The 23,227-nt window shown below is 52.6% G+C and carries 24 protein-coding genes; 16 read left to right on the top strand and 8 right to left on the bottom strand.

Translation table 11 applies throughout. From position 1 onward, the window contains the following. Positions 1-10: 10 nt before the first annotated feature. The 12 genes from RHD99_RS18415 to RHD99_RS18360 all read left to right on the top strand — a co-directional run bounded on the left by RHD99_RS18415 (position 11) and on the right by RHD99_RS18360 (position 10,718). Complete coding sequence (locus RHD99_RS18415) at positions 11-1,627, top strand: (2,3-dihydroxybenzoyl)adenylate synthase (RefSeq protein ID WP_309875783.1); 1,617 nt, start codon at positions 11-13, stop codon at positions 1,625-1,627. 14 nt (positions 1,628-1,641) lie between these two features. Then, positions 1,642-2,502: an isochorismatase family protein gene (locus tag RHD99_RS18410; RefSeq protein WP_309875781.1), complete on the top strand. Its 861-nt coding sequence runs from the start codon at positions 1,642-1,644 to the stop codon at positions 2,500-2,502. After that, positions 2,499-3,251, top strand: a complete 753-nt coding sequence (gene dhbA, locus RHD99_RS18405) for a 2,3-dihydro-2,3-dihydroxybenzoate dehydrogenase (RefSeq protein WP_309875779.1) — start codon at positions 2,499-2,501, stop codon at positions 3,249-3,251. Before RHD99_RS18410 ends, dhbA begins: the two co-directional genes overlap by 4 nt. Beyond that, the gene (entH, locus tag RHD99_RS18400) at positions 3,252-3,668 is read left to right on the top strand and encodes a proofreading thioesterase EntH (protein ID WP_309875777.1); all 417 of its coding nucleotides are present in this window, start codon (positions 3,252-3,254) and stop codon (positions 3,666-3,668) included. Between the two features lie 332 nt (positions 3,669-4,000). Then, the gene (gene cstA / locus RHD99_RS18395) at positions 4,001-6,106 is read left to right on the top strand and encodes a pyruvate/proton symporter CstA (protein WP_309875775.1); all 2,106 of its coding nucleotides are present in this window, start codon (positions 4,001-4,003) and stop codon (positions 6,104-6,106) included. Between the two features lie 149 nt (positions 6,107-6,255). Further along, complete coding sequence (locus RHD99_RS18390) at positions 6,256-6,453, top strand: YbdD/YjiX family protein (RefSeq protein ID WP_034456870.1); 198 nt, start codon at positions 6,256-6,258, stop codon at positions 6,451-6,453. 15 nt (positions 6,454-6,468) lie between these two features. After that, positions 6,469-7,491, top strand: a complete 1,023-nt coding sequence (locus RHD99_RS18385; RefSeq protein WP_309875773.1) for a CobW family GTP-binding protein — start codon at positions 6,469-6,471, stop codon at positions 7,489-7,491. A 118-nt stretch (positions 7,492-7,609) separates the two neighbouring features. Further along, positions 7,610-7,708, top strand: a complete 99-nt coding sequence (gene ivbL, locus RHD99_RS18380) for an ilvB operon leader peptide IvbL (protein ID WP_183271233.1) — start codon at positions 7,610-7,612, stop codon at positions 7,706-7,708. 111 nt (positions 7,709-7,819) lie between these two features. Then, positions 7,820-9,508: an acetolactate synthase large subunit gene (ilvB, locus tag RHD99_RS18375; protein WP_309875770.1), complete on the top strand. Its 1,689-nt coding sequence runs from the start codon at positions 7,820-7,822 to the stop codon at positions 9,506-9,508. 3 nt (positions 9,509-9,511) lie between these two features. After that, positions 9,512-9,793 (top strand): acetolactate synthase small subunit, encoded by a 282-nt coding sequence (gene ilvN, locus RHD99_RS18370; RefSeq protein ID WP_183271231.1) that lies wholly within the window; start codon positions 9,512-9,514, stop codon positions 9,791-9,793. A 269-nt stretch (positions 9,794-10,062) separates the two neighbouring features. Then, positions 10,063-10,326, top strand: a complete 264-nt coding sequence (locus tag RHD99_RS18365) for an antitoxin (RefSeq protein ID WP_309875766.1) — start codon at positions 10,063-10,065, stop codon at positions 10,324-10,326. Continuing rightward, a complete protein-coding gene (locus RHD99_RS18360) occupies positions 10,326-10,718 on the top strand; it encodes a type II toxin-antitoxin system VapC family toxin (RefSeq protein ID WP_309879208.1) in 393 nt (130 codons plus the stop codon). Before RHD99_RS18365 ends, RHD99_RS18360 begins: the two co-directional genes overlap by 1 nt. A 28-nt stretch (positions 10,719-10,746) precedes the next feature. Here the strand turns inward: RHD99_RS18360 and RHD99_RS18355 are convergent, their stop codons facing one another. From RHD99_RS18355 to RHD99_RS18345, 3 genes are all read right to left on the bottom strand, one after another. Continuing rightward, entirely contained in the window at positions 10,747-11,490 is a 744-nt protein-coding gene (locus tag RHD99_RS18355) for an anti-sigma factor family protein (RefSeq protein ID WP_309875764.1), read from the bottom strand. Further along, positions 11,487-11,936 (bottom strand): RNA polymerase sigma factor, encoded by a 450-nt coding sequence (locus tag RHD99_RS18350; protein WP_309875762.1) that lies wholly within the window; start codon positions 11,934-11,936, stop codon positions 11,487-11,489. The genes RHD99_RS18355 and RHD99_RS18350 overlap by 4 nt, the downstream gene beginning before the upstream one ends. A 78-nt stretch (positions 11,937-12,014) precedes the next feature. Then, positions 12,015-12,548 carry a tetratricopeptide repeat protein gene (locus tag RHD99_RS18345; protein WP_309875761.1) on the bottom strand — a complete coding sequence of 178 codons (534 nt, stop codon included), beginning with the start codon at positions 12,546-12,548 and terminating at the stop codon, positions 12,015-12,017. 158 nt (positions 12,549-12,706) lie between these two features. Here RHD99_RS18345 and RHD99_RS18340 point away from each other — a divergent pair, with 158 nt between their 5' ends. Next, positions 12,707-13,135 (top strand): OsmC family protein, encoded by a 429-nt coding sequence (locus RHD99_RS18340; RefSeq protein ID WP_309875760.1) that lies wholly within the window; start codon positions 12,707-12,709, stop codon positions 13,133-13,135. Between the two features lie 62 nt (positions 13,136-13,197). Here RHD99_RS18340 and lldD read toward each other — a convergent pair whose 3' ends face one another. The 5 genes from lldD to RHD99_RS18315 form a co-directional block, all read right to left on the bottom strand. Beyond that, a complete protein-coding gene (gene lldD / locus RHD99_RS18335; RefSeq protein ID WP_309875759.1) occupies positions 13,198-14,379 on the bottom strand; it encodes an FMN-dependent L-lactate dehydrogenase LldD in 1,182 nt (393 codons plus the stop codon). Then, a complete protein-coding gene (gene lldR / locus RHD99_RS18330; protein ID WP_183271226.1) occupies positions 14,376-15,161 on the bottom strand; it encodes a transcriptional regulator LldR in 786 nt (261 codons plus the stop codon). The genes lldD and lldR overlap by 4 nt, the downstream gene beginning before the upstream one ends. Beyond that, positions 15,161-16,816, bottom strand: coding sequence for an L-lactate permease (gene lldP, locus RHD99_RS18325; protein ID WP_183271225.1), 1,656 nt, complete (start codon positions 16,814-16,816; stop codon positions 15,161-15,163). Before lldP ends, lldR begins: the two co-directional genes overlap by 1 nt. Positions 16,817-17,084: 268 nt before the next feature. After that, a complete protein-coding gene (locus RHD99_RS18320) occupies positions 17,085-18,470 on the bottom strand; it encodes a PepSY-associated TM helix domain-containing protein (RefSeq protein WP_374708442.1) in 1,386 nt (461 codons plus the stop codon). 33 nt (positions 18,471-18,503) lie between these two features. Further along, positions 18,504-18,929, bottom strand: coding sequence for a DUF2946 domain-containing protein (locus RHD99_RS18315; RefSeq protein ID WP_309875755.1), 426 nt, complete (start codon positions 18,927-18,929; stop codon positions 18,504-18,506). 444 nt (positions 18,930-19,373) lie between these two features. On the opposite strand from RHD99_RS18315, the gene RHD99_RS18310 reads away from it, so the two are divergent. The 3 genes from RHD99_RS18310 to RHD99_RS18300 all read left to right on the top strand — a co-directional run bounded on the left by RHD99_RS18310 (position 19,374) and on the right by RHD99_RS18300 (position 23,227). Further along, positions 19,374-19,922 (top strand): fimbrial protein, encoded by a 549-nt coding sequence (locus RHD99_RS18310; protein ID WP_309875752.1) that lies wholly within the window; start codon positions 19,374-19,376, stop codon positions 19,920-19,922. A 117-nt stretch (positions 19,923-20,039) separates the two neighbouring features. Then, positions 20,040-22,496 carry a fimbria/pilus outer membrane usher protein gene (locus RHD99_RS18305; protein ID WP_309875750.1) on the top strand — a complete coding sequence of 819 codons (2,457 nt, stop codon included), beginning with the start codon at positions 20,040-20,042 and terminating at the stop codon, positions 22,494-22,496. 11 nt (positions 22,497-22,507) lie between these two features. Next, complete coding sequence (locus RHD99_RS18300) at positions 22,508-23,227, top strand: fimbrial biogenesis chaperone (protein WP_309875748.1); 720 nt, start codon at positions 22,508-22,510, stop codon at positions 23,225-23,227.

Here is a 23,227-nt window from a genome sequence, read left to right as displayed (position 1 = left end):
GGACGATTTTATGGCTATTCCTTTTACTCGCTGGCCGAACGAACTGGCTGCACTCTACCGTGAAAAAGGCTACTGGGCGGATTTTCCGCTGACAGATATCCTCAGCCGCCACGCGAACAATGACGCGATTGCGCTTATCGATGGTGAACGTCATTTCAGCTATCGCGAGCTCGAGCAGGCAGCAACGCGCCTGGCGTCTGCACTTAAACGCCGTGGTTTGACTACCGGCGAAACGGCACTGGTACAGCTTGGCAACGTGTCGGAACTGTACATCACGCTTTTCGCGCTGCTGAAAATTGGCGTGGCACCGGTGAACGCGCTGTTTAGCCACCAACGCACCGAAATGGAAGCCTACGCAAAGCAAATTGAGCCGGTGGTAGTGATTGCCGACCGCAAACATAATTTGTTCGCCCATGACGATTTCCTGGATGCGCTGTGCCAACAAAATCCGTCGCTGCGTATGGCGGTTTTGCTCAACGAAAACGATCGTGAACGCTCACTGAGCGCATTGATTAATGAGCCGGAAGAGAACTTTGTTGCCACACCATCGGCGGCAGACGAAGTGGCCTTTTTCCAGCTTTCCGGTGGCAGCACCGGCACACCAAAACTCATTCCTCGCACGCACAACGATTACTACTACAGCATTCGTCGCAGCGTAGAAATTTGCTGCTTTGATGCGAATACCCGCTTCTTGTGCGCGATTCCTGCGGCGCATAACTACGCGCTCAGTTCGCCGGGTTCTCTGGGCGTGTTTTACGGCGGTGGGCGCGTGGTGCTGGCAAATGACCCGAGTGCCACGCTGTGCTTCCCGCTTATCGAACGCCATAAGATCAACGTCACCGCACTGGTGCCACCTGCGGTCAGCCTGTGGCTACAGGCGATTGGCGAGTGGGGGAGCAATCAGGCCCTGGAGTCGCTACAGCTTTTGCAAGTGGGTGGCGCGCGTTTGAGCGAAGCGCTGGCGGCGCGTATCCCTGCTGAAATTGGCTGCCAGCTACAGCAAGTTTTCGGCATGGCGGAGGGGCTGGTGAACTACACGCGCCTTGACGATGACAACGACCACATCTTCAAAACTCAGGGCAAGCCAATGTGCCAGGACGACGAAGTTTGGGTTGCAGATGCTGATGGAAACCCGCTCCCGCACGGTGAAGTTGGCCGCCTGATGACGCGCGGGCCGTACACCTTCCGTGGCTATTACCGCAGCCCTGAACACAACGCCCAGGCCTTTGATACCAACGGTTTCTACTGCTCGGGCGACCTGATTTCTATTGCCGAAGACGGTTACATCACGGTTCAGGGGCGTGAGAAAGATCAGATCAATCGCGGTGGGGAAAAGATCGCCGCCGAGGAGATCGAAAACCTGCTGTTACGCCATGAAGAGATCGTTCACGCAGCACTCGTTTCGATGGAAGACAGCTTGCTGGGCGAGAAAAGCTGCGCGTTTATCGTCGGCCTTCGCCCGTTCCGCGCCGTAGAGATTCGCCGTTATCTGCGCGAACTCGGCATTGCGGATTTCAAACTGCCCGACCGCATTGAAATTGTTGAGCATCTTCCGCTAACCGCCGTGGGCAAAGTGGACAAAAAATGTTTGCGCCAGTTGATTGCTGATAAGCAACTGGCTTCCTGATTGACGGAGAATTTATGTCTATTCCAAAACTGAACGCATACACCTTACCGACGGCAACTGACATTCCAGAAAATAAAGTGAGCTGGGCATTTGAACCCGAGCGTGCGGCGTTGCTGATTCACGATATGCAGGAGTATTTCATTGATTTTTGGGGCGACAATTGCCCGATGATCCAGCAGGTTATCGCCAACATTGCCGCGCTGCGTGAATACTGCAAACGCCACAATATTCCGGTCTATTATACCGCGCAGCCTAATGCGCAAAGCGATGAAGATCGTGCGCTGCTCAACGACATGTGGGGACCGGGTTTAAACAAACACCCTGAGCGCCAGAAAGTGGTGGCAGAACTGGCTCCGGATGAGCACGACACGGTGCTGACCAAATGGCGCTACAGCGCGTTTATCCGCTCACCGCTCGAGCAAGCCTTAAAAGAGACGGGCCGTAACCAACTGATCATCTGCGGTGTGTACGCCCACATCGGCTGCATGACTACCGCAACCGATGCGTTTATGCGTGATATCAAACCGTTTATGGTGGCCGACGCGCTGGCTGATTTCAGCCGCGAAGAACACATGATGGCGCTGAAATACACTGCGGGCCGTTCCGGTCGCGTGGTGATGACGCGCGATTTGCTGCCAGAATCAGCCCCGCAAAGTAAAGCGCAATTGCGCGAACTGATCTTGCCGCTGCTCGATGAATCTGACATTCCTGAAGACGACGAAAACCTGATTGATTACGGCCTGGATTCGGTACGCATGATGGCGCTGGCGGCGAAGTGGCGCAAAATCCATGCGGATATCGACTTTGTCATGCTGGCGAAAAAACCGACTGTTGACGCCTGGTGGGCGCTGCTGTCACGGGAAGCGCAGGCATGAAAATCGACTTTAGTGGCAAAACCGTCTGGGTAACCGGGGCGGGCAAAGGTATCGGCTATCACACTGCGTTGGCGTTTAGCGAAGCGGGCGCGGACGTTATCGGTTTTGACCTTGCCTTCCCGCTGGAGGTTTACCCGTTTGCCACCGAACAGCTTAACGTTGCGGATGCAGACCAGGTGGCGGGCGTATCTCAGCGTCTGTTGACCGAGAAACCGCAACTGGATGTGTTGGTCAATGCGGCAGGGATTTTGCGCATGGGGGCAACCGATGCGTTGCCACTGCAAGACTGGCAGGACACCTTCGCGGTTAACGTCGGTGGTGCGTTCAATCTGTTCCGCGCCGTGATGCCGCGCCTGCGTGAACAGCGTAGCGGGGCGATTGTGACCGTGGCTTCTGACGCGGCCCACACGCCGCGCACCGGAATGTCTGCCTATGGCGCGTCGAAAGCGGCGCTGAAAAGCCTGGCGTTAACGGTTGGCCTGGAACTGGCTCCATTCGGCGTGCGCTGTAATGTGGTGTCGCCGGGCTCGACCGATACCGACATGCAACGCACGTTGTGGAAAACACCAGACGCCGAGCAGCAACGCATTAATGGCTTCCCGGACCAGTTTAAACTGGGTATTCCGCTGGGCAAAATCGCCCGTCCGCAAGATATCGCCAGCACGATTTTGTTCCTCGCTTCACACCACGCCAGCCATATCACCTTGCAGGATATTGTGATTGATGGCGGCGCTACGCTTGGAGCTTAAATGAGCATCTGGAAACGCGAAATGACGCTTGAGGCGTTAAACCAAACCAGCAAAGGGACGATGGTTGAGCATCTCGGCATCGTCTACACGCGCATGGATGGTGAAAGTCTGGAAGCCGAAATGCCGGTGGACGCACGCACTCAGCAGCCGTTTGGTTTGCTGCACGGTGGCGCATCGGTGGTGCTGGCGGAAACGCTGGGTTCAATGGCCGGTTTTCTGACGACTACCGAAGGGCAGTGCGTAGTGGGCACGGAAATTAACGCCAGCCACCATCGTGCTGTGGCGTCAGGCAAGGTGCGCGGGGTGTGTAAGCCGCTGCACCTGGGGAAATCTTCCCAGGTGTGGGAAATTGCTATTTTTGACGCACGCGATAAGCGTTGTTGTACCAGCCGTTTGACGACGGCGGTATTGGGGTAAACCACCCTCACCCTGGCCCTCTCCCTGAGGGAGAGGGGAACGATCGAGTTTTGATTTTCGCCCTCTTCTTGAAGACGAGAGGATTGGCTGAGTTTTGATTTCCCCCTCTCCTGAGGGAGAGGGTTGGGGTGAGGGCATTCATTGATTTTCTCGACCAGCAAGGGGTAACTGCACTCCAGAATCTCCCCACATAGTGATCACCTTAACAAGCTGATGTAAAGACCTGGTCAAACCACTGTATTCTAACGTTTCATTATTGTTAAATCCGCGTGATTGTTCTAGAACAAAACGGTAACACCCTCTGCTTCTGGCCTGACACATGGAAAACAATTATGAATAACCCAGGGAAACACCTCGTCTGGGCGGTGCTTGCACTGATAGGTGCATTCGCGCTCGGCTATATCGCACTCAATCGTGGCGAGCAGATAAACGCATTGTGGATTGTGGTTGCCGCAATCTGCGTTTACCTCATCGCTTATCGTTACTACGGCCTGTTTATCGCTAAACGTGTCTTAACCGTTGATGCCACTCGTATGACGCCAGCCGTGCGCCATAACGATGGCCTGGATTATGTCCCGACGGACAAAAAAGTGTTGTTCGGTCACCATTTTGCCGCGATTGCTGGAGCGGGTCCGTTGGTCGGGCCGGTGCTTGCCGCGCAAATGGGATACTTGCCTGGCATGCTCTGGCTGCTGGCGGGTGTGGTGCTGGCCGGTGCGGTACAAGATTTTATGGTGCTGTTTGTCTCAACCCGTCGTGACGGGCGCTCGCTGGGTGAACTGGTGAAAGAAGAGATGGGCAACACCGCGGGCGTTATCGCGTTGGTCGCCTGCTTTATGATTATGGTCATCATTCTTGCAGTACTGGCGATGATCGTGGTGAAAGCGTTGACCCACAGCCCGTGGGGGACGTACACCGTCGCATTCACGATTCCGCTGGCGCTGTTTATGGGCGTGTATATTCGCTATCTGCGCCCAGGGCGTATCGGTGAAGTGTCGGTTATTGGTCTGGTGATGTTGATCTTCGCCATCATCTCCGGCGGCTGGGTAGCGGAAAGCCCAACCTGGGCACCGTACTTTGACTACACTGGCGTACAACTGACGTGGATGCTGGTGGGTTACGGTTTTGTGGCTGCGGTTTTACCGGTTTGGCTGCTGCTGGCACCGCGTGATTATCTCTCTACCTTCCTGAAAATCGGGACCATCATTGGCCTGGCAATCGGCATTTTGATCATGCGTCCTACGCTGCAAATGCCGTCGCTGACTAAATTCATTGATGGCACCGGCCCGGTCTGGACGGGTGACCTGTTCCCGTTCCTGTTTATCACCATCGCGTGTGGCGCTGTTTCTGGCTTCCACGCACTGATCTCTTCCGGCACTACGCCGAAAATGCTGGCTAACGAAAACCAGGCCTGTTTCATCGGTTACGGTGGCATGTTGATGGAGTCGTTTGTGGCGATTATGGCACTGGTGGCTGCCTGTGTTATCGACCCGGGCGTGTACTTCGCGATGAACAGCCCAATGGCGGTACTGGCTCCGGCTGGCACCACGGATGTCGTGGCGTCAGCGGCTAGTGTTGTCAGCAGTTGGGGCTTCCAGATTACCCCTGAAACCTTAACTCAGATTGCTAATGACGTCGGCGAGCAAAGCATTATTTCTCGTGCGGGTGGCGCACCAACGCTTGCTGTAGGGATGGCGTACATACTGCATGGCGCATTGGGCGGCCTGATGGATGTTTCATTCTGGTACCACTTCGCCATTCTGTTTGAAGCGCTGTTTATTCTGACGGCAGTAGATGCCGGAACGCGTGCGGCACGCTTTATGTTGCAAGACCTGCTGGGGGTTATCTCTCCAGGCCTTAAACGTACAGACTCGCTGCCTGCGAACTTACTGGCAACCGCGCTTTGCGTCATGGCGTGGGGCTACTTCCTGCATCAGGGCGTTGTTGACCCACTTGGCGGTATCAACACCTTGTGGCCGCTGTTTGGTATCGCCAACCAGATGCTGGCAGGTATGGCGCTGATGCTGTGTGCGGTCGTACTGTTCAAGATGAAGAAACAGAAGTACGCGTGGGTGGCTCTGCTGCCAACGGCCTGGCTGCTGTTCTGTACTCTGACGGCGGGTTGGCAAAAAGCGTTCAGCCCGGACAACAAAGTGGGCTTCCTCGCGATTGCTAACAAGTTCCAGGCGATGATCGACAGCGGCAAGATCCCGGCGCAATACACCGAGTCGCAGCTTTCTCAACTGGTGTTTAACAACCGTCTGGATGCGGGTCTGACGATCTTCTTTATGGTGGTTGTGGTGGTGATTGGTCTGTTTGCGATTAAAACCGCGCTGCAAGCGCTGAAATCGGACACGCCAACCGCGAAGGAAACACCATACGAGCCGATGCCAGAAGATGTTGAACAAGTTGTAGCGCAGGCGAAGAGTGCGCATTAATTGAGATTGGCCCTTCGCCCTCACCCTAACCCTCTCCCCCAGGAGAGGGGACTAAACCTCCTTTCCAGGGAGAGAGGGGATCGCGCTTCTCCCCCTCTCCTTTGGGAGAGGGCCGGGGTGAGGGGGAACCAACAAGAACAGGAGTCACCATGTTCGACACCCTCGCGAAAGCAGGAAAATATCTCGGCCAGGCCGCTAAACTGATGGTTGGCGTTCCTGATTACGATAACTACGTGCAACACATCCGTCTGACGCATCCAGAACAGACGCCGATGACTTACGAAGAGTTTTTCCGCGAGCGTCAGGATGCGCGATACGGCGGTAAAGGCGGCGCTCGCTGCTGTTAATCTAAGGAATTTGACATGAATCAAGCGGTATCTGTCACCCTCTTAACGGGCTTTCTCGGCTCCGGGAAAACCACACTTCTCAACTATTTTCTCGCCCATAACGGTAACGAACCCGTCGCCATTCTGGAAAATGAATTTGGTGCCGTAAATATCGACGGAGCCTTACTCAAGGGCGGTGAAAACGTCAACGTCGTGGAATTAAGCAACGGCTGCGTCTGTTGCAGTGTGCGCGGTGAGTTCACCGCAGCACTCAGAGAAATGCTGGCAAAACGCGCGGCGGGCCAGTTGAAATTTGAACGGTTAATTGTTGAAACCACGGGTCTTGCAGACCCCGCGCCTATCGTCCAAACCTTCTTTGTTGATGATTATTTACGTGAAGCGTTACGTCTTGATGCCGTCATCGCGTTGGCGGATGCAGAGCATATCTCTCGCCAGTTGGATGAACATGCAGTTGCTGCGGCACAGCTCGGTTTTGCAGACAGAATTTTGCTGACTAAAGCGGACAGAGTTGACGATGAAACCAAACAGCTGGCGCTGGAACGTATTCATCGGATCAACAACAAAGCGGATCTTTTTGAGATCGTGAACGGTGAATGCCCGGCAGATCACTGGCTCGATCTTAATGCCTTTGAACTGACCGATAGCATCGAGATGTCCGCAGGATTCCGTGTGATCCGCGCAGATTTGAACCATCTCGTTAGCTTCCAGCCGTTCCGTAAACCTTCGGCAAAACGCTCATGGGATGATGCGATTCAGGCCCACGTATTTGATGCCGGAATGCTGGATGTGAAAAAGATTGGTGCGTTTATGGAAAGCTGTATCGCCCGTTTCGGCAACGACATGCTGCGTTACAAAGGGGTTCTGGCGATTGCCGACCATCCCCAACGCCTTATCGTGCAAGGTGTGCATAAAGTGGTGGGCTTTGATTATGGCTCGGCCTGGCATCCAGACGAATCACGGGTTTCACGCCTGGTGATTATCGGACGTTATCTGCCGATTGACGAACTTCGACAGCAATTTGCGGCAACAACCATTTAAGTACTGTGATCTCCCGCACGGTTTTTAGCGTCGATGAATAAAGCGGTTGTACGAAACGAAGCAGTGTGGTTGTATAAATTTCGACGTTAAAAACGCACAACACATATTCAGGACCCAAATGACTACATTCACTCGCAACGCTAACCTACTACTAACCGCGCTACCAGCCGCGGTGGTCGTCGTGCGTGTGGTGGTGGTCGTCGGCAATGCGCCGTAGGGTCTGAATCAACGCATCGATTCCAAAACCCCGCCGGCGCAAACCGGGCGGGGTTTCTTGTTTTAGTCCCCCGGTCAAAAGCGAAACGGCATAAGAAGAAGGACTGGAGCAATGGCAATATCGGAAAACCCACCGCAAGCACACCGTATTACGGGCGCACAATTAATTGTGCAACTGCTTGAACATCATGGCATTACCACCATCAGCGGTATTCCCGGTGGCACCGTCCTGCCGCTCTATAACGCACTCAGTCAAAGCCAAAAAATCCGCCATATTCTGGCGCGCCACGAACAAGGCGCGGGCTTTATGGCGCAGGGGATGGCGCGTACGCAGGGCAAAGCCGCCGTATGTATCGCCTGTAGCGGCCCTGGTGCTACCAACCTGGTCACAGCCATTGCCGATGCGCGCCTGGATTCCATCCCGCTGGTGTGCATTACCGGCCAGGTGCCAAAATCGATGATTGGCACCGATGCGTTCCAGGAAGTCGACACCTACGGCATCTCCATCCCTATCACTAAACACAACTACCTTGTCCGCGATATCACCGAACTGCCGCAGGTCATCTGCGACGCGTTCCGCATTGCGGAGTCTGGCCGCCCTGGCCCGGTATGGATTGATATCCCAAAAGATGTTCAGACCGCTGAAATCGATATCAGCGCACTGCCACCCGTGTCACCCCATACTCCAGCTCCACAGTGTGAAGCACAGCAAATTGCCGATGCGGTTGAGATGATTAACCAGGCGCAGCGCCCGGTATTGTATCTGGGTGGTGGGGTTATCAATGCCCATCGCCGCGCCCGCGAACTGGCTGAAAAAGCGAACCTGCCAACCACCATGACGCTGATGGCGCTCGGGACGATCCCGGCGAAACACCCGTTATCTCTGGGCATGCTGGGTATGCATGGCGCGCGCAGCACCAACTACATTTTGCAGGAAGCGGATTTGCTGATTGTCCTGGGCGCGCGTTTTGATGACCGCGCGATTGGCAAAACGGAAGAATTCTGCCCGAACGCAAAAATCATTCACGTGGATATCGACCGCGCCGAGCTGGGTAAAATTAAGCAGGCGCACGTGGCGATTCGCGGGGATGTTGGTGAGGTTCTCGAGCAATTACTGCCAAAAGTCGAGGCCCAACCCCGCCTGCAGTGGCTGCAACAAGTGGCGGGCTTGCAGCAGGAATTCCCATTCAATATGCCGGGTGCCGACAATCCATTAACCCCTTATGGTCTGATTAATGCGGCTGCTGCGTGTGTTGATGACGAAGCGATTATCACCACCGACGTGGGGCAACATCAAATGTGGGTGGCTCAGGCTTATCCGCTGAACCGACCGCGCCAGTGGCTGACTTCTGGCGGCCTGGGAACCATGGGCTTTGGCCTGCCTGCCGCAGTGGGTGCGGCATTAGCCGAACCCAACCGCAAAGTACTGTGCTTCACCGGCGACGGCAGCATCATGATGAACATTCAGGAAATGGCGACCGCTGCCGATCATAATCTGGATGTGAAAATTATCCTGCTGAACAACCAGGCGCTGGGACTGGTGCATCAACAACAGACTCTGTTCTACCAGCAGAATGTCTTTGCGGCGACCTATTCCGGACAAACTAATTTCCTGAAAATTGCTGAAGGTTTTGGCCTTGCAACCTGCGATTTGAACGCCGCAGAAAACCCGCAAGCGGCCTTGCAGGAGGCGATTTCACGCCCTGGCCCTTGTCTGATTCATGTGCGCATCGATGCCAGTGAAAAAGTATTCCCGATGGTGCCGCCAGGCGCTGCCAACATTGAGATGATTGGAGAGTAAGCCATGCAACAACTAACCGTTATTCTGGAACTTACGGTGAGCAACCATCCGGGCGTGATGTCTCACATTTGCGGCCTGTTCGCCCGTCGTGCTTTTAACGTCGAAGGGATCCTCTGTCTGCCATTGCCGCAGGGAGATCAGAGCCGAATCTGGCTACAAGTCGCGGACGACCAGCGCCTCGAGCAAATGATAAGCCAAATCGACAAACTCGAAGATGTGGTGCAAATCAGGCGCGACGCTGACGGTGCGGGCGTGTTTGGTAAGCTGGCAGCATTGGTGCAGTAGATAAGACGTGGCGGAGGCGCTGAGTTCCTCCGCCAACATTCCAAATTGCGAGTTTCATCCAGGTTATTTTTGTTACCTTGATGCTTGTTTCATTTCCTGTGGAAACTCTTCGCAGAATCAAATTCTTCCTGGAAAAAGGTCGAGCGAAACACAGTTAAAGGCGCTACTTTCTTCTGGCTATTTAACGGTCTCTTCTTTCTGGTATGTTGGCTAACGTCAATAAAAGGCCTATGCTTTGGCATAGGCCAGAATTGTATCGGGAGAAGGTAATGGAGCGCATTGCTAAGCTTTTTAAAAATGGCAGAAACCAGGCGGTGAGGTTACCGGTGGAGTTTGAGTTCGATACTGACAGGGTGTATATCCGACAAGACAAGGAAGGGAATGTGATTCTTTCAAAAAAACCAGCAAAACCAGACAACTGGGATAATGTGATTTCACTGATAAAAAAGGCCCGTGTTCCTGATAATTTCCTTGATGCGGAGGAGCGCAATCAGCCTCCAGCTGACAGAGATCCTTTTGCGGGAATTAAATGATGACATACATGCTGGATACCAATACGGTGAGCTATTTTTTGCGCCAGCATCCGCAAATTGTTGCCAGAATATCCGCAGTTCCTCCATCAAGTATCTCGATTTCAAGTATTACAGAAGCGGAACTGCTTTTTGGTGTGGAGAAACGGAAAAATAAAGCGCTTAAAGCCGCCGTAATGGGGTTTCTTGATGCGGTTTCAATCTATGACTGGGACAGTGTTGCTGCGGAAACTTACGGTAAGCTAAGGGCGAGCATGGAGAAGAAAGGGCACGTTATGGGGGCTCTCGATATGCTTATCGCGGCCCATGCGTTAAGTGAAAAAACAACCCTAATTACCAGCGATCGCGCTTTCTATGGTGTTTCAGGTTTACAGGTACAAGACTGGACGGTTTAGTTGTTTGTACTGGAGGCAAGCGCCCAAATCAGGCGCTGATTTTGCGCTGCAATCGTTGAGCTATCTCACTCATATTTCCCGCAGATCCATGCCCAATTACCATAAACTGATGGGTTTTATCGGCCCAAAACACAATGTTCATGCCCAGCCTTTGTTCACTTTTGGCAGCCATGGGCTGGCCTGCGTTTCCTGTAATGCACAGGGCTAATGGGCCGCTGGCAGGATCAAGCCAGGTAATTTGCGCAATACGACGATCCTCATAAGCCAGCGTCCGTGCGTTTTTCAGTGTTGCGTCAGGCAACATCATTTTTTCGCTCGTTAGCGTGAGACCTAATTGCTGACCCGTCGAGCGCAGTTGGTTTTCCAGTGCTTCAGGCAACGGTGTGTCTACTAGTGTTTCAGCGGTATACAACGCCATGTACTGAGCGACTAATTCGCGCCAATTTTCTTCAGGTTGAGAGAAGTGCAGAAAAGCACGATCGCCAATCACACCTAAGGCCAGAAAACTCACCGCTGCGGCAATAAGCTGGCGTCGGGATACCGCAGCCGTTGGGGGAGTGAGATAGGCCTGCAAGCGAGGGGCAGGAGCCGCATCCAGCAGGGGGGCGAAAGCGGATTTAAACGGTAGACTGCTGCGCTCCAGGAGCACCAAACGTTCAGCCAAAAGCGCATCATGACTCAAGCGTTCTTCCAGCGCCTGACGCTCGGTTGGGCTCAGTTCATTATCCAGATACGCCACCAGCAGCTCATCGGTATTGACAGTAATTGTCATGAACCTTCTCCTTTTACAGAGCGCGAATCAGGCTGAAGTGCTCGGTCCTGAGATAATGTCAGCCGTGCGGTGGCGAGCCTGCTCATCACGGTTCCGACAGGAACATTGAGAATTTGGCCCGCCTCGCGATAGGACAACTCTTCCACATACACCAGAAATACCGTGTCACGCTGGGCTTCGGGTAAACGAGCCACTCGTTTCATCACGTCGTTTGTCCAGATAGGGTCGTCGCAGCTTTCGCTTCCCGTGAGTTCATCGATATCCACAAAACCTTGCCCGCGGCGGATAAGCTGCGAGCGAACTTCATTGAGCCAGATGGAGTGCAGGATGGAAAAGAGCCAGCTATCCATCCTGCTGCCCACTTCAAACTGTGCGGCGCGTTCAATGGCTCGCACACAGGTGGCCTGCACTAAATCATCGGCAATATCTCGCTGATGGGAGAGCACCAGCCCATAACGCCACAGGCGTGAAAGGTATTGCGCAAGATCACGGCGTATCGCTTCGCTACTAATTTTTGCCTCCGATTATGATTCGGGATGGCCGTCGATGGCTGCGGACAAATCGCGATACTCCTCACAACTGGTGCCACACAGGGATTTGATGGCGGCAAGCTGTTCACGAGCGAGATCGGGGCGATTTTTTATCATGTACGCTTCCCCCAGATATTCGCGGACTTTGGGGTATTTCGGATCAAGCGCCACAGATTTTAAATAATAGCTGATCCCTTCGTCGGTACGGCCCAGTTTGCGGGTGGCATAACCGCGATAGTTCAGGGCTTCTGCGGTGTTTTGATCTTTCAACGTGTTGAGCATATCCAGCGCCTCCTGGTAGCGGCCCGCTTTTGCCAGTGCGTACGCATAATCGGTGCGGGATTCATCCCCAATCATCCCACCTTTATCGACCATGCATGTTTTGGTTTTCGAGTCATAAATTTGCCCTTTAGGGCAAGTTGGAGGAACCGGTTCGTCGTTGCTACCTCCCATTGCCTGAGCGTAGCCGGTAAACAGCAGAAAACTGGTCGCAATAGCGGGAAGGAGTTGGCGGTATAAACGCTTCATGGTAGTACCCTCGTGGTGTTCGGTAACCAGTAAACACTCGGGACCGCGAATTTATTCGTTTTATTTTTCTTCGCTGCAAGGATTGTTCTGAGTTGCCGGGCAAGCCCGTATTCAACTTCTATACTTGATGTTCGTGTCAATAAAAGAGGAGCGATTACATGACCATTCATAAGAAAGGGCAGGCTCACTGGGAAGGTGACATTAAGCGCGGAAAAGGGACTGTTTCCACCGAGAGCGGTGCGTTAAAACAACAGCCCTATGGTTTTAACACGCGTTTTGAAGGCGTTGCCGGTACCAATCCGGAAGAGTTAATTGGTGCGGCGCACGCAGCCTGTTTTTCGATGGCACTTTCGCTAATGCTTGGCGAAGAGGGCTATACGGCGGAAAGTATCGATACGACAGCCGATGTCTCGCTGGATAAAACCGACGGTGGCTTTGCCATTACCAAAATTGCGCTAACCAGCAACGTCAAAGTGCCGAACGCGGATAGCGCGGTGTTCGATAAAATTATTCAGAAAGCCAAAGCCGGTTGCCCGGTATCGCAACTGCTAAAAGCTGAAATTACCCTCGACTACAAACTCAACTAATACTCAGCAAGCGCTGTCCCCGGTGAATCCCGGCGGCAGCGCCGCATTACCGTATCGCAAGCTTAGAAACCCGCAGCCATTGCGTGCGGCGACAGAATATCTTTCAGGCCTTCACGCACCAGCAGCTCAGGGCTGATTTCAGCGATAGATTTTGCTCCGGTCAACGTCATCGCAACGCGCATCTCTTTTTCAATCAGGTTGAGCAGATTGGTCACACCCGCCTGGCCATGGGTCGCCAGCGCGTACAGATAAGCGCGACCCAACAATACGGTGTCAGCTCCGAGCGCAATCATGCGCACCACGTCCAGGCCGTTACGAATACCGCTATCGGCGAGAATCGCGATATCCCCTTTTACCGCATCGGCAATGGCGGGCAGGGCGCGGCACGACGACAATACGCCGTCGAGCTGGCGGCCACCGTGGTTGGAAACCACAATCCCATCAGCCCCGAAACGCACCGCATCTTTGGCATCTTCAGGGTCGAGAATACCTTTGATGATCATCGGGCCGTCCCAGAACTCGCGGATCCACTCCAGATCGCTCCAGGAAATTGACGGGTCGAAGTTATTCGCCAGCCAACCAATATAATCTTCAAGACCCGTGGGTTTACCCAGATAAGCAGAGATATTCCCCAAATCGTGCGGGCGACCATTCAGGCCCACATCCCATGCCCATTGCGGATGGGTTACGGCCTGCCAGTAGCGACGAAGTGCGGCATGTTGCCCACTCATGCCCGAGTGCGCGTCACGGTAGCGAGCGCCAGGAGTGGGCATATCCACAGTAAAGACCAGCGTAGAACAACCTGCGGCTTTGGCGCGCTCCAGCGCATTGCGCATGAAGCCACGATCTTTGAGCACGTAAAGCTGGAACCACATTGGGCGGTCAATCGCAGGCGCGACCTCTTCAATCGGGCAGACGGAAACCGTAGATAGCGTAAACGGAATACCTTTAGCAGCGGCTGCTTTCGCCGCCTGAACTTCGCCACGGCGTGCGTACATCCCGCACAAACCCACGGGTGCCAGGGCAACCGGCATCGACAGCGTCTCATTAAACAGTTTGGTCTCAAGGCTCAGTGCGGACATGTTTTTCAGCACGCGCTGCTTTAACGCTACCTGCGCCAGGTCGTCAACGTTACGACGCAAGGTATGTTCAGCATAAGCCCCACCGTCAATGTAATGGAACAGGAATGGCGGCAGAATGCGTTTTGCAGCGGCGCGGTAATCAGTTGCAGCAGAAATAATCATGGAATTTCGTCCCTTTTTACGTCGGTATCTTCATCGGGCAGGCGGCTAATCCGCGCCTGTCGAGCTTCGTCTTCATGCAGGTTTTTGATGGTGGTATGGACAAACCCGAGGTGGGTTTTCGCCGCGAGGCGTGCGCGTTCAGGATCGCCGGCCAAAATAGCCTGCAGCAGTTCGTTATGTTGTTCGGTGAGCCCCGCAAAAATAGCGGGCACGGTGTACATGCGTTGGCGGCTGTGCATCACAGAGGATTGCAGCAGGTCGAAAAAGCCGCGCATCGTCTGAAGTAACACGATGTTATGCGAGGCTTCGGCAATCGCCAGATGAAAGCGCACATCTGCCTGGGCGGCCAGGTCAGGATCGTCACTTTCTTTGAATTTCACCGTCGCGTCAAAGCAGGCAATGAGCTTCTCTTTATCTGCCGGGGTTGCACGCATTGCGGCATACCAGGCGGTGCTGGCTTCTATTGCGTGCCGCGCTTCCAGAATGTCGTAGCGATAGTTTGGATCGTTCTCAACCAGCGTTTTAAGTGGCTGCACAATGCGTTGCTCAGACCAGGCCTGAACTTCGTAACGCACAAACGTGCCGCCGCCACGACGGCTAATTAATACGCCTTCGCTGATCAATTTTTGAATGGCTTCACGAAGAGATGAGCGCGAAACGCCCATCTCGGCGGCCAACTGGCGTTCGGCGGGCAACCGCATGCCCGCCTCCAGCTTACGTTCGTTAATTAATGCTTTTACGCGCTCAACCAGATGGTCGGCCAGGCGCGGTTGGTTGCTCATCAAGGGATCATCCAGGTTAAGACATAGGCCTGAAGCGTTGTGATAACGCCGACCATGCAGGTGAAAATCAGGCTGTGTTTGACGGTGAAGCGGAACAGGTCAGATTCGCGACCCACCAGGCCTACAGCCGCACAGGCGATGGCGATGGACTGCGGAGAAATCATCTTGCCGGTTACGCCACCGGTGGTGTTAGCCGCAACCAGCAGCAGATCGGACACGCCGATTTGTTGCGCGGTGGTCGCCTGTAATGCCGCAAACAGCGCGTTGGAAGAGGTATCTGATCCGGTCAGGAATACCCCCAGCCAGCCCAGGAACGGCGAGAAGAAAGTAAATGCGTGGCCGGTATGAGCCAGCGCCAGAGCAAGCGTTGCCGACAGACCGGAATAGTTTGAAATGAACGCGAACGCCAACACCATGCCAATCGAGTAAATAGGCAGAGCCAGTTCTTTCAGCGTTTCACCGAAGGTTTCGATTGCCGCTTTCGGCTTCATGCGCAGATAAACAATGGAGATAAGTGCTGCGACCAAAATCGCAGTGCCGGTTGCAGAGAACCAGTCAAACTTATAGACCGCGGCATAGGCCATGCTGTGCGCCACGACAGGTGGCATCTTCTCAACCATTTTGTCGAGGAACGGCACAGAGATGTTAAACACCCAGTCAGCCATGGCGCCACCCGGTGCGAACAGCGCTTTAAACGGTGGAATACTCCACAGAGTGACGGTCGCCGTCAGGAAGATAAACGGCATCCAGGCGCGTACCACCTGGCCTAAAGTGTAGTTTTGGCGAGCGAGGGTTTGGTCGGTAACCGATGCGCCAATATCGCCAAAGCGGAAGATTCGAACGGGCTTCCAGACGCGCAAGAATGCCGTCAAACACACCAGAGAAACCAGCGAAGAGATAATATCCGGCAGTTCCGGGCCAAGGAAGTTAGAGCTGAGATACTGTGCGATAGCAAACGAGCCACCCGCTACCATCACCGCAGGCCACGTCTCTTTAATGCCGCGCCAGCCGTCCATAATCGCCATAATCCAGAACAGCACAATAATTGTCAGGAACGGCAACTGGCGGCCCACCATCTGGCCGATTTCAAAGCTGTCCAGACCGGTAACCTGGCCCGCAACAATAATGGGGATCCCCATCGCACCAAACGCGACCGGCGCGGTGTTTACAATCAAGCACAGGCCTGCGGCGTAGAGCGGGTTAAAGCCCAAACCTACCAGCAATGCGGCGGTAATCGCCACGGGCGCACCGAACCCGGCAGCCCCTTCCAGAAACGCACCGAAGGAGAAACCGACGATGAGCATTTGCAGACGCTGGTCGGGCGTGATGGACAGAATCGACGAGCGGATAATGTCGAACTGCCCGGTTTTCACCGAGATTTTATAGACGAATACCGCTGCGATAATAATCCAGGCAATCGGCCACAATCCGTAGAAGAAGCCGTAAACCACTGACGACAAGGCGCGGTCAACCGGCATGCGGTAGAAAAACAGGGCAACGAGCAATGCCAGGCCAACAGTGATGGTGGCGGCGGTATAACCTTTCATGCGCAATTTAATCAGCGCAAAAAAGAAGAAAATAATCGGAATAGCAGCGATGAGGCTTGATAGCCAGATGTTCCCTGCCGGGTCGTAGACTTGTTGCCAGGCTTGCATGCAGGACTCTCCAGAAAGTGATGTACTTATTATTTTTCGCTTTATTGGTAGGACCAATCTGGCGATGTAGGGGAAGTAATGCGTAAAGGTTAATCTTTTGTTAACTGATGGCAATAAGCGTGTAACTAATTTTGTTGGTATGGGTAAACGAGTCACATTTTTGGATCGATTGGTAGGACCAATATTTGAGGGGGATTTGACGCAGAAGTGTTAGCACCACCCGCCGGTTTTACCTTGTTACCGGCGAATGGCATTTTGATGACCTGCTCTATGAGGTCTGCGGTTTAAGGGCTTGTATCCGCCAGCGAGCAATATCAGTGGCGATGAACAACAGCAGACTGACGCCCATCACCGGCAAAGCCATGCCCAATAGCAGGGCAATAATCACCATGACGCTGCGCCAGATGAGTGGCAGAGCAAGCCACGCCTCGCTGAGTGTTTGTGCGGGATGGCTCGCAGACATTGCCGGGCGTCTGAGCCACCACATGCGGTAACCCAGAAGGATCATCCCGCACAGGCCAAAACCAAACGCTGCCAGCAACAGCTGATTCGGCAGCCCGAATAGCACTCCCATGTGAGCATCAATTCCCCAACGTGTGAGCTTGGCAACCATTGGGAAATCAGTGAAATAAGTCCGGTCGATGACCTTAAAGCCATTTGGATCGATCGCCGCCGTATCGACGTGAGTCGGCCACGCGCGGTCAATTTCAGTCACAGTCCAGGCTTTGCCTGCTGAACGCGGTGCGCGGATTTCTACTTTGTTAGATTCAATTCCCGCAGTGCGAGCGGCATGGAGCACCTTGTCCCATTGACTGTCATTCGTTTCAGGCATCACCATTCCCGGCATCATGGCGTGATGTTCCGCGTGTGGGTCGGCGTGCTGATGGCTTGTTTGCGGGGTCAGAGCGGTATTGACCTGCGGCGTCATCCAACCCAGCGAACTGCGCATTTTGTCGATATTCTCTCCTGCCCACTGTGACCAGGTCAGCCCGGTTGCGGAGAAAAAGAGCAGCCCGAGCAGTAGCGTGCTACCCAGCGTAATGTGCCAGTGGCGTGCTTTTCTTTGCGGGGTTTGCCGCACTTTTCGTACTCTTTTTGGGCGTGAGGTTAACCACAGAATCACGCCACCTAATGCGGCAATCCACAGCCACGAAGCCGCCAGTTCGCTGTAAATACGCCCTGTTTCTCCCAACAATAAACCGCGATGGAATTGGTCAATCCAGGTACGCAGCGGGAGCACACCTCTGGTGCCGTACACCGTCATATCTCCCTGAATGGCCAGTGAGGCCGGAGCGACAAAAATAGCTCTCGATTCGGACTCCCCTAATGCCGGGTCGACAAACTGCACGCGTGTTGTATCGCCAGTTTGCGGAGCAGGGCGCACAGCGTAAATTGCAGCATCTTCGCCGATATATTTGCGTGCTGCGGCAATTTGCTGTGAAAGGGGGTGGTTTTCTCCAACATCCCTGGTGTGCAGGGCCTGATGATAAAGCGCATTCTCAATTTGAGGTGTCAGTACATAGAGTGTGCCCGTCAGGGCTGCGACGAAAATAAACGGGCCGATAAATAGGCCGATGTAAAAATGCAGGCGACGCACAAGCGTCAGCAGCGCGCCACGACAGGCGAGCTGAGAGTGATTCACAGACATAGTCATCCTCTGTAGAACAGTGACGTTAATGGGGTTTTTTTAACGAAACGGCACGACAGGAGGGGCGCGGGGCAGGGCGTCGGCATCGTCATGCTGAGCCAGAAGTGGGGCGATAATGGGCGGAGGGAGTGCGCGTGAAATGCGCCATGCCAGCCAGATAAAAGGAATAAACAGCCAGACAATCAGCGGGATATGCAACAACAGCTGACAGTATCCACAGGCGATGTCGTCCATCAAAGATGCGCCTGCACCTGGCATCAGATGCGAAGAGGCGGGCATTTTCATCGCCCCCATTTCCATCATCTGGCTACTTGAGTGGCCTGCCATCTGATGTTCACCGTCTTTCGCGACGCGCGAGTGCTCCAGTGATTTTGAAATCACAGGGGCGATAAAAAGCATCAGCATCGCCAGCAACGCGAGCGCTGATAACCCTTTATGGCGTGAAAGAGTGAAAAGTGATGGCAATCGGGCAATTCGCAAGTGGTTTTTTGTTGCCGGATTGTACCCTGGTGGCGGTAGGTTGTTAAAAAATAGTTGGTGATAATGTTCGCTTTTTTTGGTCAGTGTTGAGGAAGCCTTTGCTGACAACCGATCTTATCGAAATGCACACCTGTTTGAATGTTTAAACGTTAATGCATTATTTAAGTCGAGTTGTAATAAGCCTGATTCTAATTTGTTAATACGGCAAAAATTAAATCTTCTCATTCATTAACTGAATATTTCTGGTGCAATTAATTAATCGGTATTTTTTAATCAATTCAAAATCATTTAGATTGGCTTAATAAATAACAAAGCAATGCTAATAGCTGGTGCTCTGGTCGAGGAATATAATCATCGAAATTCGAGGTGGTTATCTTGAATCTCATTATTTATTCAATTGGGCTCAAATAGTAAATTAAGGAAAATTATATGACATTTAAAAAACTAGCACTGTTATCAGTGTTAGGCGCTATGTCTTCTGGCGCAATGGCTGCGGACGGTGATATCACGTTTAATGGTGAAATCACTTCGTCAGCCTGCACTCTCGAAGGCTTCAATGGTGCTGCTGCAACCAGCGGTGTTATGGATTTGTCACCGGTGAGTACCAGTGCTTTCTCCACTGGCAACCTCTATGCCGGGATGACGGACTTCACCATTGATCTCAAGGGTTGTACAACCACCACGGTGAAAAATGCCCAGGTAAAATTCAGTGGCACACCTGATCCCGCAGACGGAAGTATTTTGAAAAATATAAGTACTGATGTTAATCCAGCCACTGGTGTTGGCATTGCAATTCTGGAAAATAATGGTTCAACACCGATTGATATTAACGGTGTAGATCCTTCAGAGAAGCAATTATTGACCACTGGGAAAACTGCTCTGAAATTCAAAGTGGCTTATAAAGCGAATACCTCTACGCCAAGTGTTGGTGTTGGAAAAGTTACAGCGAAAAGTTTTATCGATATTGTTTATAACTAATTTTTCTTTTTCTCTGGGTTATTAAAGCGGGTAGGTGTTATGGTGGCTAATAATTATTGCTTTATTATTATTGCTATCATTCTACCCGCGTTATTTCCTTTTTACGCTAATAGTGAAATGAATAAGATTGAAGATACTCAATCGGACTCATCTTTCGATAGCGATTTTTTACGAACTTCGGGTCAGTCAATTCCGCCTCAGTTTTATTCACCTGATACTCTGCAACCAGGGCAGAAAGAGGTTGAAATTGTCGTCAATGAACATTCGGTGTTTAAAACCAAAGTTAATTTTATTAGCGTTGCTGATAGCAAAAGTGCCATACCTTGTCTGACTCCGGCAATATTACACAGCAGCCAAATCAGCAGCCAGGATCTGAGCGAGGCGGGTAAATATGATGAGCAAAGCTGCCTGAACCTTACGTCTCATTGGCCGGAAGCAAAAATTCAGTACGATGAATCTATGCAGCAACTGTTGATAACCGTGCCACAAGCGGCAATGACGACTTCGCAGAAAGCTGAGATGATCGACCCTTCGCTGTGGGATGACGGTGTTAACGCACTGCGCCTGAGTTATTCCAGCTATGTTTACCACACCGAAAATCATGGTAACGATAGCAGTGACAATTCCAGCAATAATAGTGCTTATTTAGGGCTGAATTCTGGTTTGAATTTAGGAAGCTGGCGTTTTTATAGTTTTGACACCTTTAATAAAGCACAAGACGGTTGGGAAAATAACCATGATCGCGCTTATGCGGAACGTGATTTGGCCAGTTTAGTTTCCCGAATGACCGTCGGGGATGTTTATGCAAATACCTCCAGCGACGTGCTGGGTGTATTACCGATACGCGGCATCTCTCTGGAAACGAATAATCAGATGCTGCCAAATGATACGTTTAATTACTCGCCGATCGTTCGTGGGGTGGCAAGAACTAACGCCCGTGTCGTTATCCGCCAGCGCGGAAATATTATTTACAGCCAGACGGTTCCTGCGGGAAGTTTTGCTATTACCGACTTAACCAATGGGCAAATTGGCGCTGATTTAGATGTCACGGTTGAAGAGAGCGACGGCAGCAAGCAGGAGTTTGTGGTTCCTTATACCTCGCTCCCGGACATGCTGCGCCCCGGCACCTGGCGCTACAGTTTAAGCGCAGGCCGTTATCGTGACGACTCACTTTCCCAGCAACCTATGGTTAGCCAGGCGAGTCTGCAATATGGCTTTGACGTTATGACATTGAGCGATCTGCTGCTGGTGGGAGAAGGGTATCAATCCTCGGCCATTAGCGCGGGTTTTAATATGGGAAGGTGGGGAAGCGTTTCGTTTGACTGGGCGCTGGAACATCATCAAAACCAGTCGGATAAGAGCCAGGCTGAAGCCATGGATAGTACCGGTCATGTGCTTCGCGCACAGTATGCACGTCGATTCGATGACACGGATACGTCATTGCAACTCATGGGCTATCGGTATCAGTCAGGCGATTTTATGGACTTCTCTGACTATGCCCGTTGGCGTTGGCAGAATTCAGATGACGACCAGACGCGTTATTCCAAAAAGAATGAAATACAGGTGACGCTAAACCAGGGGATGGGGGAGTACGGAAACGGATATTTCACCCTTGATCGCAATAGTTACACCGACACCGACCGTACAGATACATCGGTAACGCTGGGTTACAGCGCGCAAATTAAGAAAGTTAACGTCGGGGTAAGTTACAGCTATCAGGCTGCCTATGACGGATCGGAGCCTGGCGACCGTATGCTGTCGCTGAACTTCTCGGTGCCATTAGATGCCGGGGATAAAAACAGCCGTAATGTCTCTTTCACCACGACCAATGGTAACAACACCAGCAGTTCGCAAATGGCAACTCTTTCGGGGACGGGGCTTGAAAGCGCGCTGAATTACAGCCTTTCGGCACAGCACAATGAATTCGGTTACACCCCTTCGGCGTCGATGGGCTATCGCAATAGCATGGCGAGCTTCAATGCCAGCGCAAGTGTCGGTCCGCAAACCAGGCAATATTCTGCAGGGGTAACGGGTGGGGTGGTGGCTTATCGCGATGGCATCGTTCTTTCGCAAATGCTGGGGGATACGGTGGCCATCGTTGAAACACCGGGTGCTGAGAATATCGCAGTGGAAGGGCAACCCGGCGTTAAAACGAACCGCTGGGGGAAAGCTGTTGTGCCTTCCATCATGCCTTACCGTGACAATGCATTGTCATTAAATACCCGGCAGGCGGCGGAAAATATTGAATTACTGGACGGTGGCATTGGGGTTATTCCCACTCACGGTGCTGTTGTTGTGCGCCAGTTTCAGACGCGGGTTGGACGCCGCGCATTAGTTAATCTGCAACTCACAGATGGAAAACCGGCACCTTTCGGGGCGGCGGTGTGGCAAGGAAAATCACAGGTCGGCATGGTTGCTGATAACGGTTTGCTCTATCTCAGCGGAGTGCTCGCTGAGGACAACACAGTGATACGTGTTGATCTCGATAACCATACCCAATGTGAATTTACGTTACCGGCGGCAAAAAGTTCGGCAGAGCCCTGGTATCAACAAATCAATGCCATTTGCCGCTAACCGGAGAACTTATGAAATTTAAAACTTTTACCACCACCGCCCTGAGTCTTTTATTACTCAGCAGTGCCGCTCATGCTGCTATCCGCCCTGCATTGACGCGCGTTATTGTTCAGGAAAGTGATAAAGAAACATCCGTCAAATTGCTTAATGACGATAAAGAGCATCCTTATTTAGTTCAGTCGTGGATTGAGGATCTTAACGGCAGTGATAAAAACCTGCCTTTTGTCCTCACACCGCCATTATTTAAAATGAACGCTGGCCGTGAAGGGAAATTACGTATCGTATTAATTCCGGGGAAAATTCCGCAGGACCGCGAATCCGTTTATTGGTTGTGGATTCAGGAGGTTCCTTCGGTAACTAAAAGTGCCGGAAACCAGCTCCAGTTGGCGATTCGTACACGGTTAAAAGTTTTTGTGCGCCCTGAACATTTAAACGGCAACCCGGCTGACACCGCCGGGCAACTAAAATGGCAAGTTCAGCATGACGGTAATAAGTCCTGGCTGGTGGTCACCAATCCTTCTCCTTATGTCGTCAGTTTCTCCGAGCTTTCAGTGACCAGTGCAGGTAAAACGCTGCCCTTTGCGGATGTACACACCATGGTTCCCGCGAAAGGTGAACAGCGCTACGAAGTGCCGGCGCAGGCTGCTGGAAAATCTGCGGAACTGAATTCCTCTTTAATCAATGATTTCGGCGGCGACACTCCGGTGCAGCATCAGAAATTGACTTTCTAA

The organism is Buttiauxella selenatireducens (assembly GCF_031432975.1).
Lineage (GTDB): Bacteria > Pseudomonadota > Gammaproteobacteria > Enterobacterales > Enterobacteriaceae > Buttiauxella > Buttiauxella selenatireducens.
This window is presented reverse-complemented; position numbering and strand designations above follow the sequence as displayed.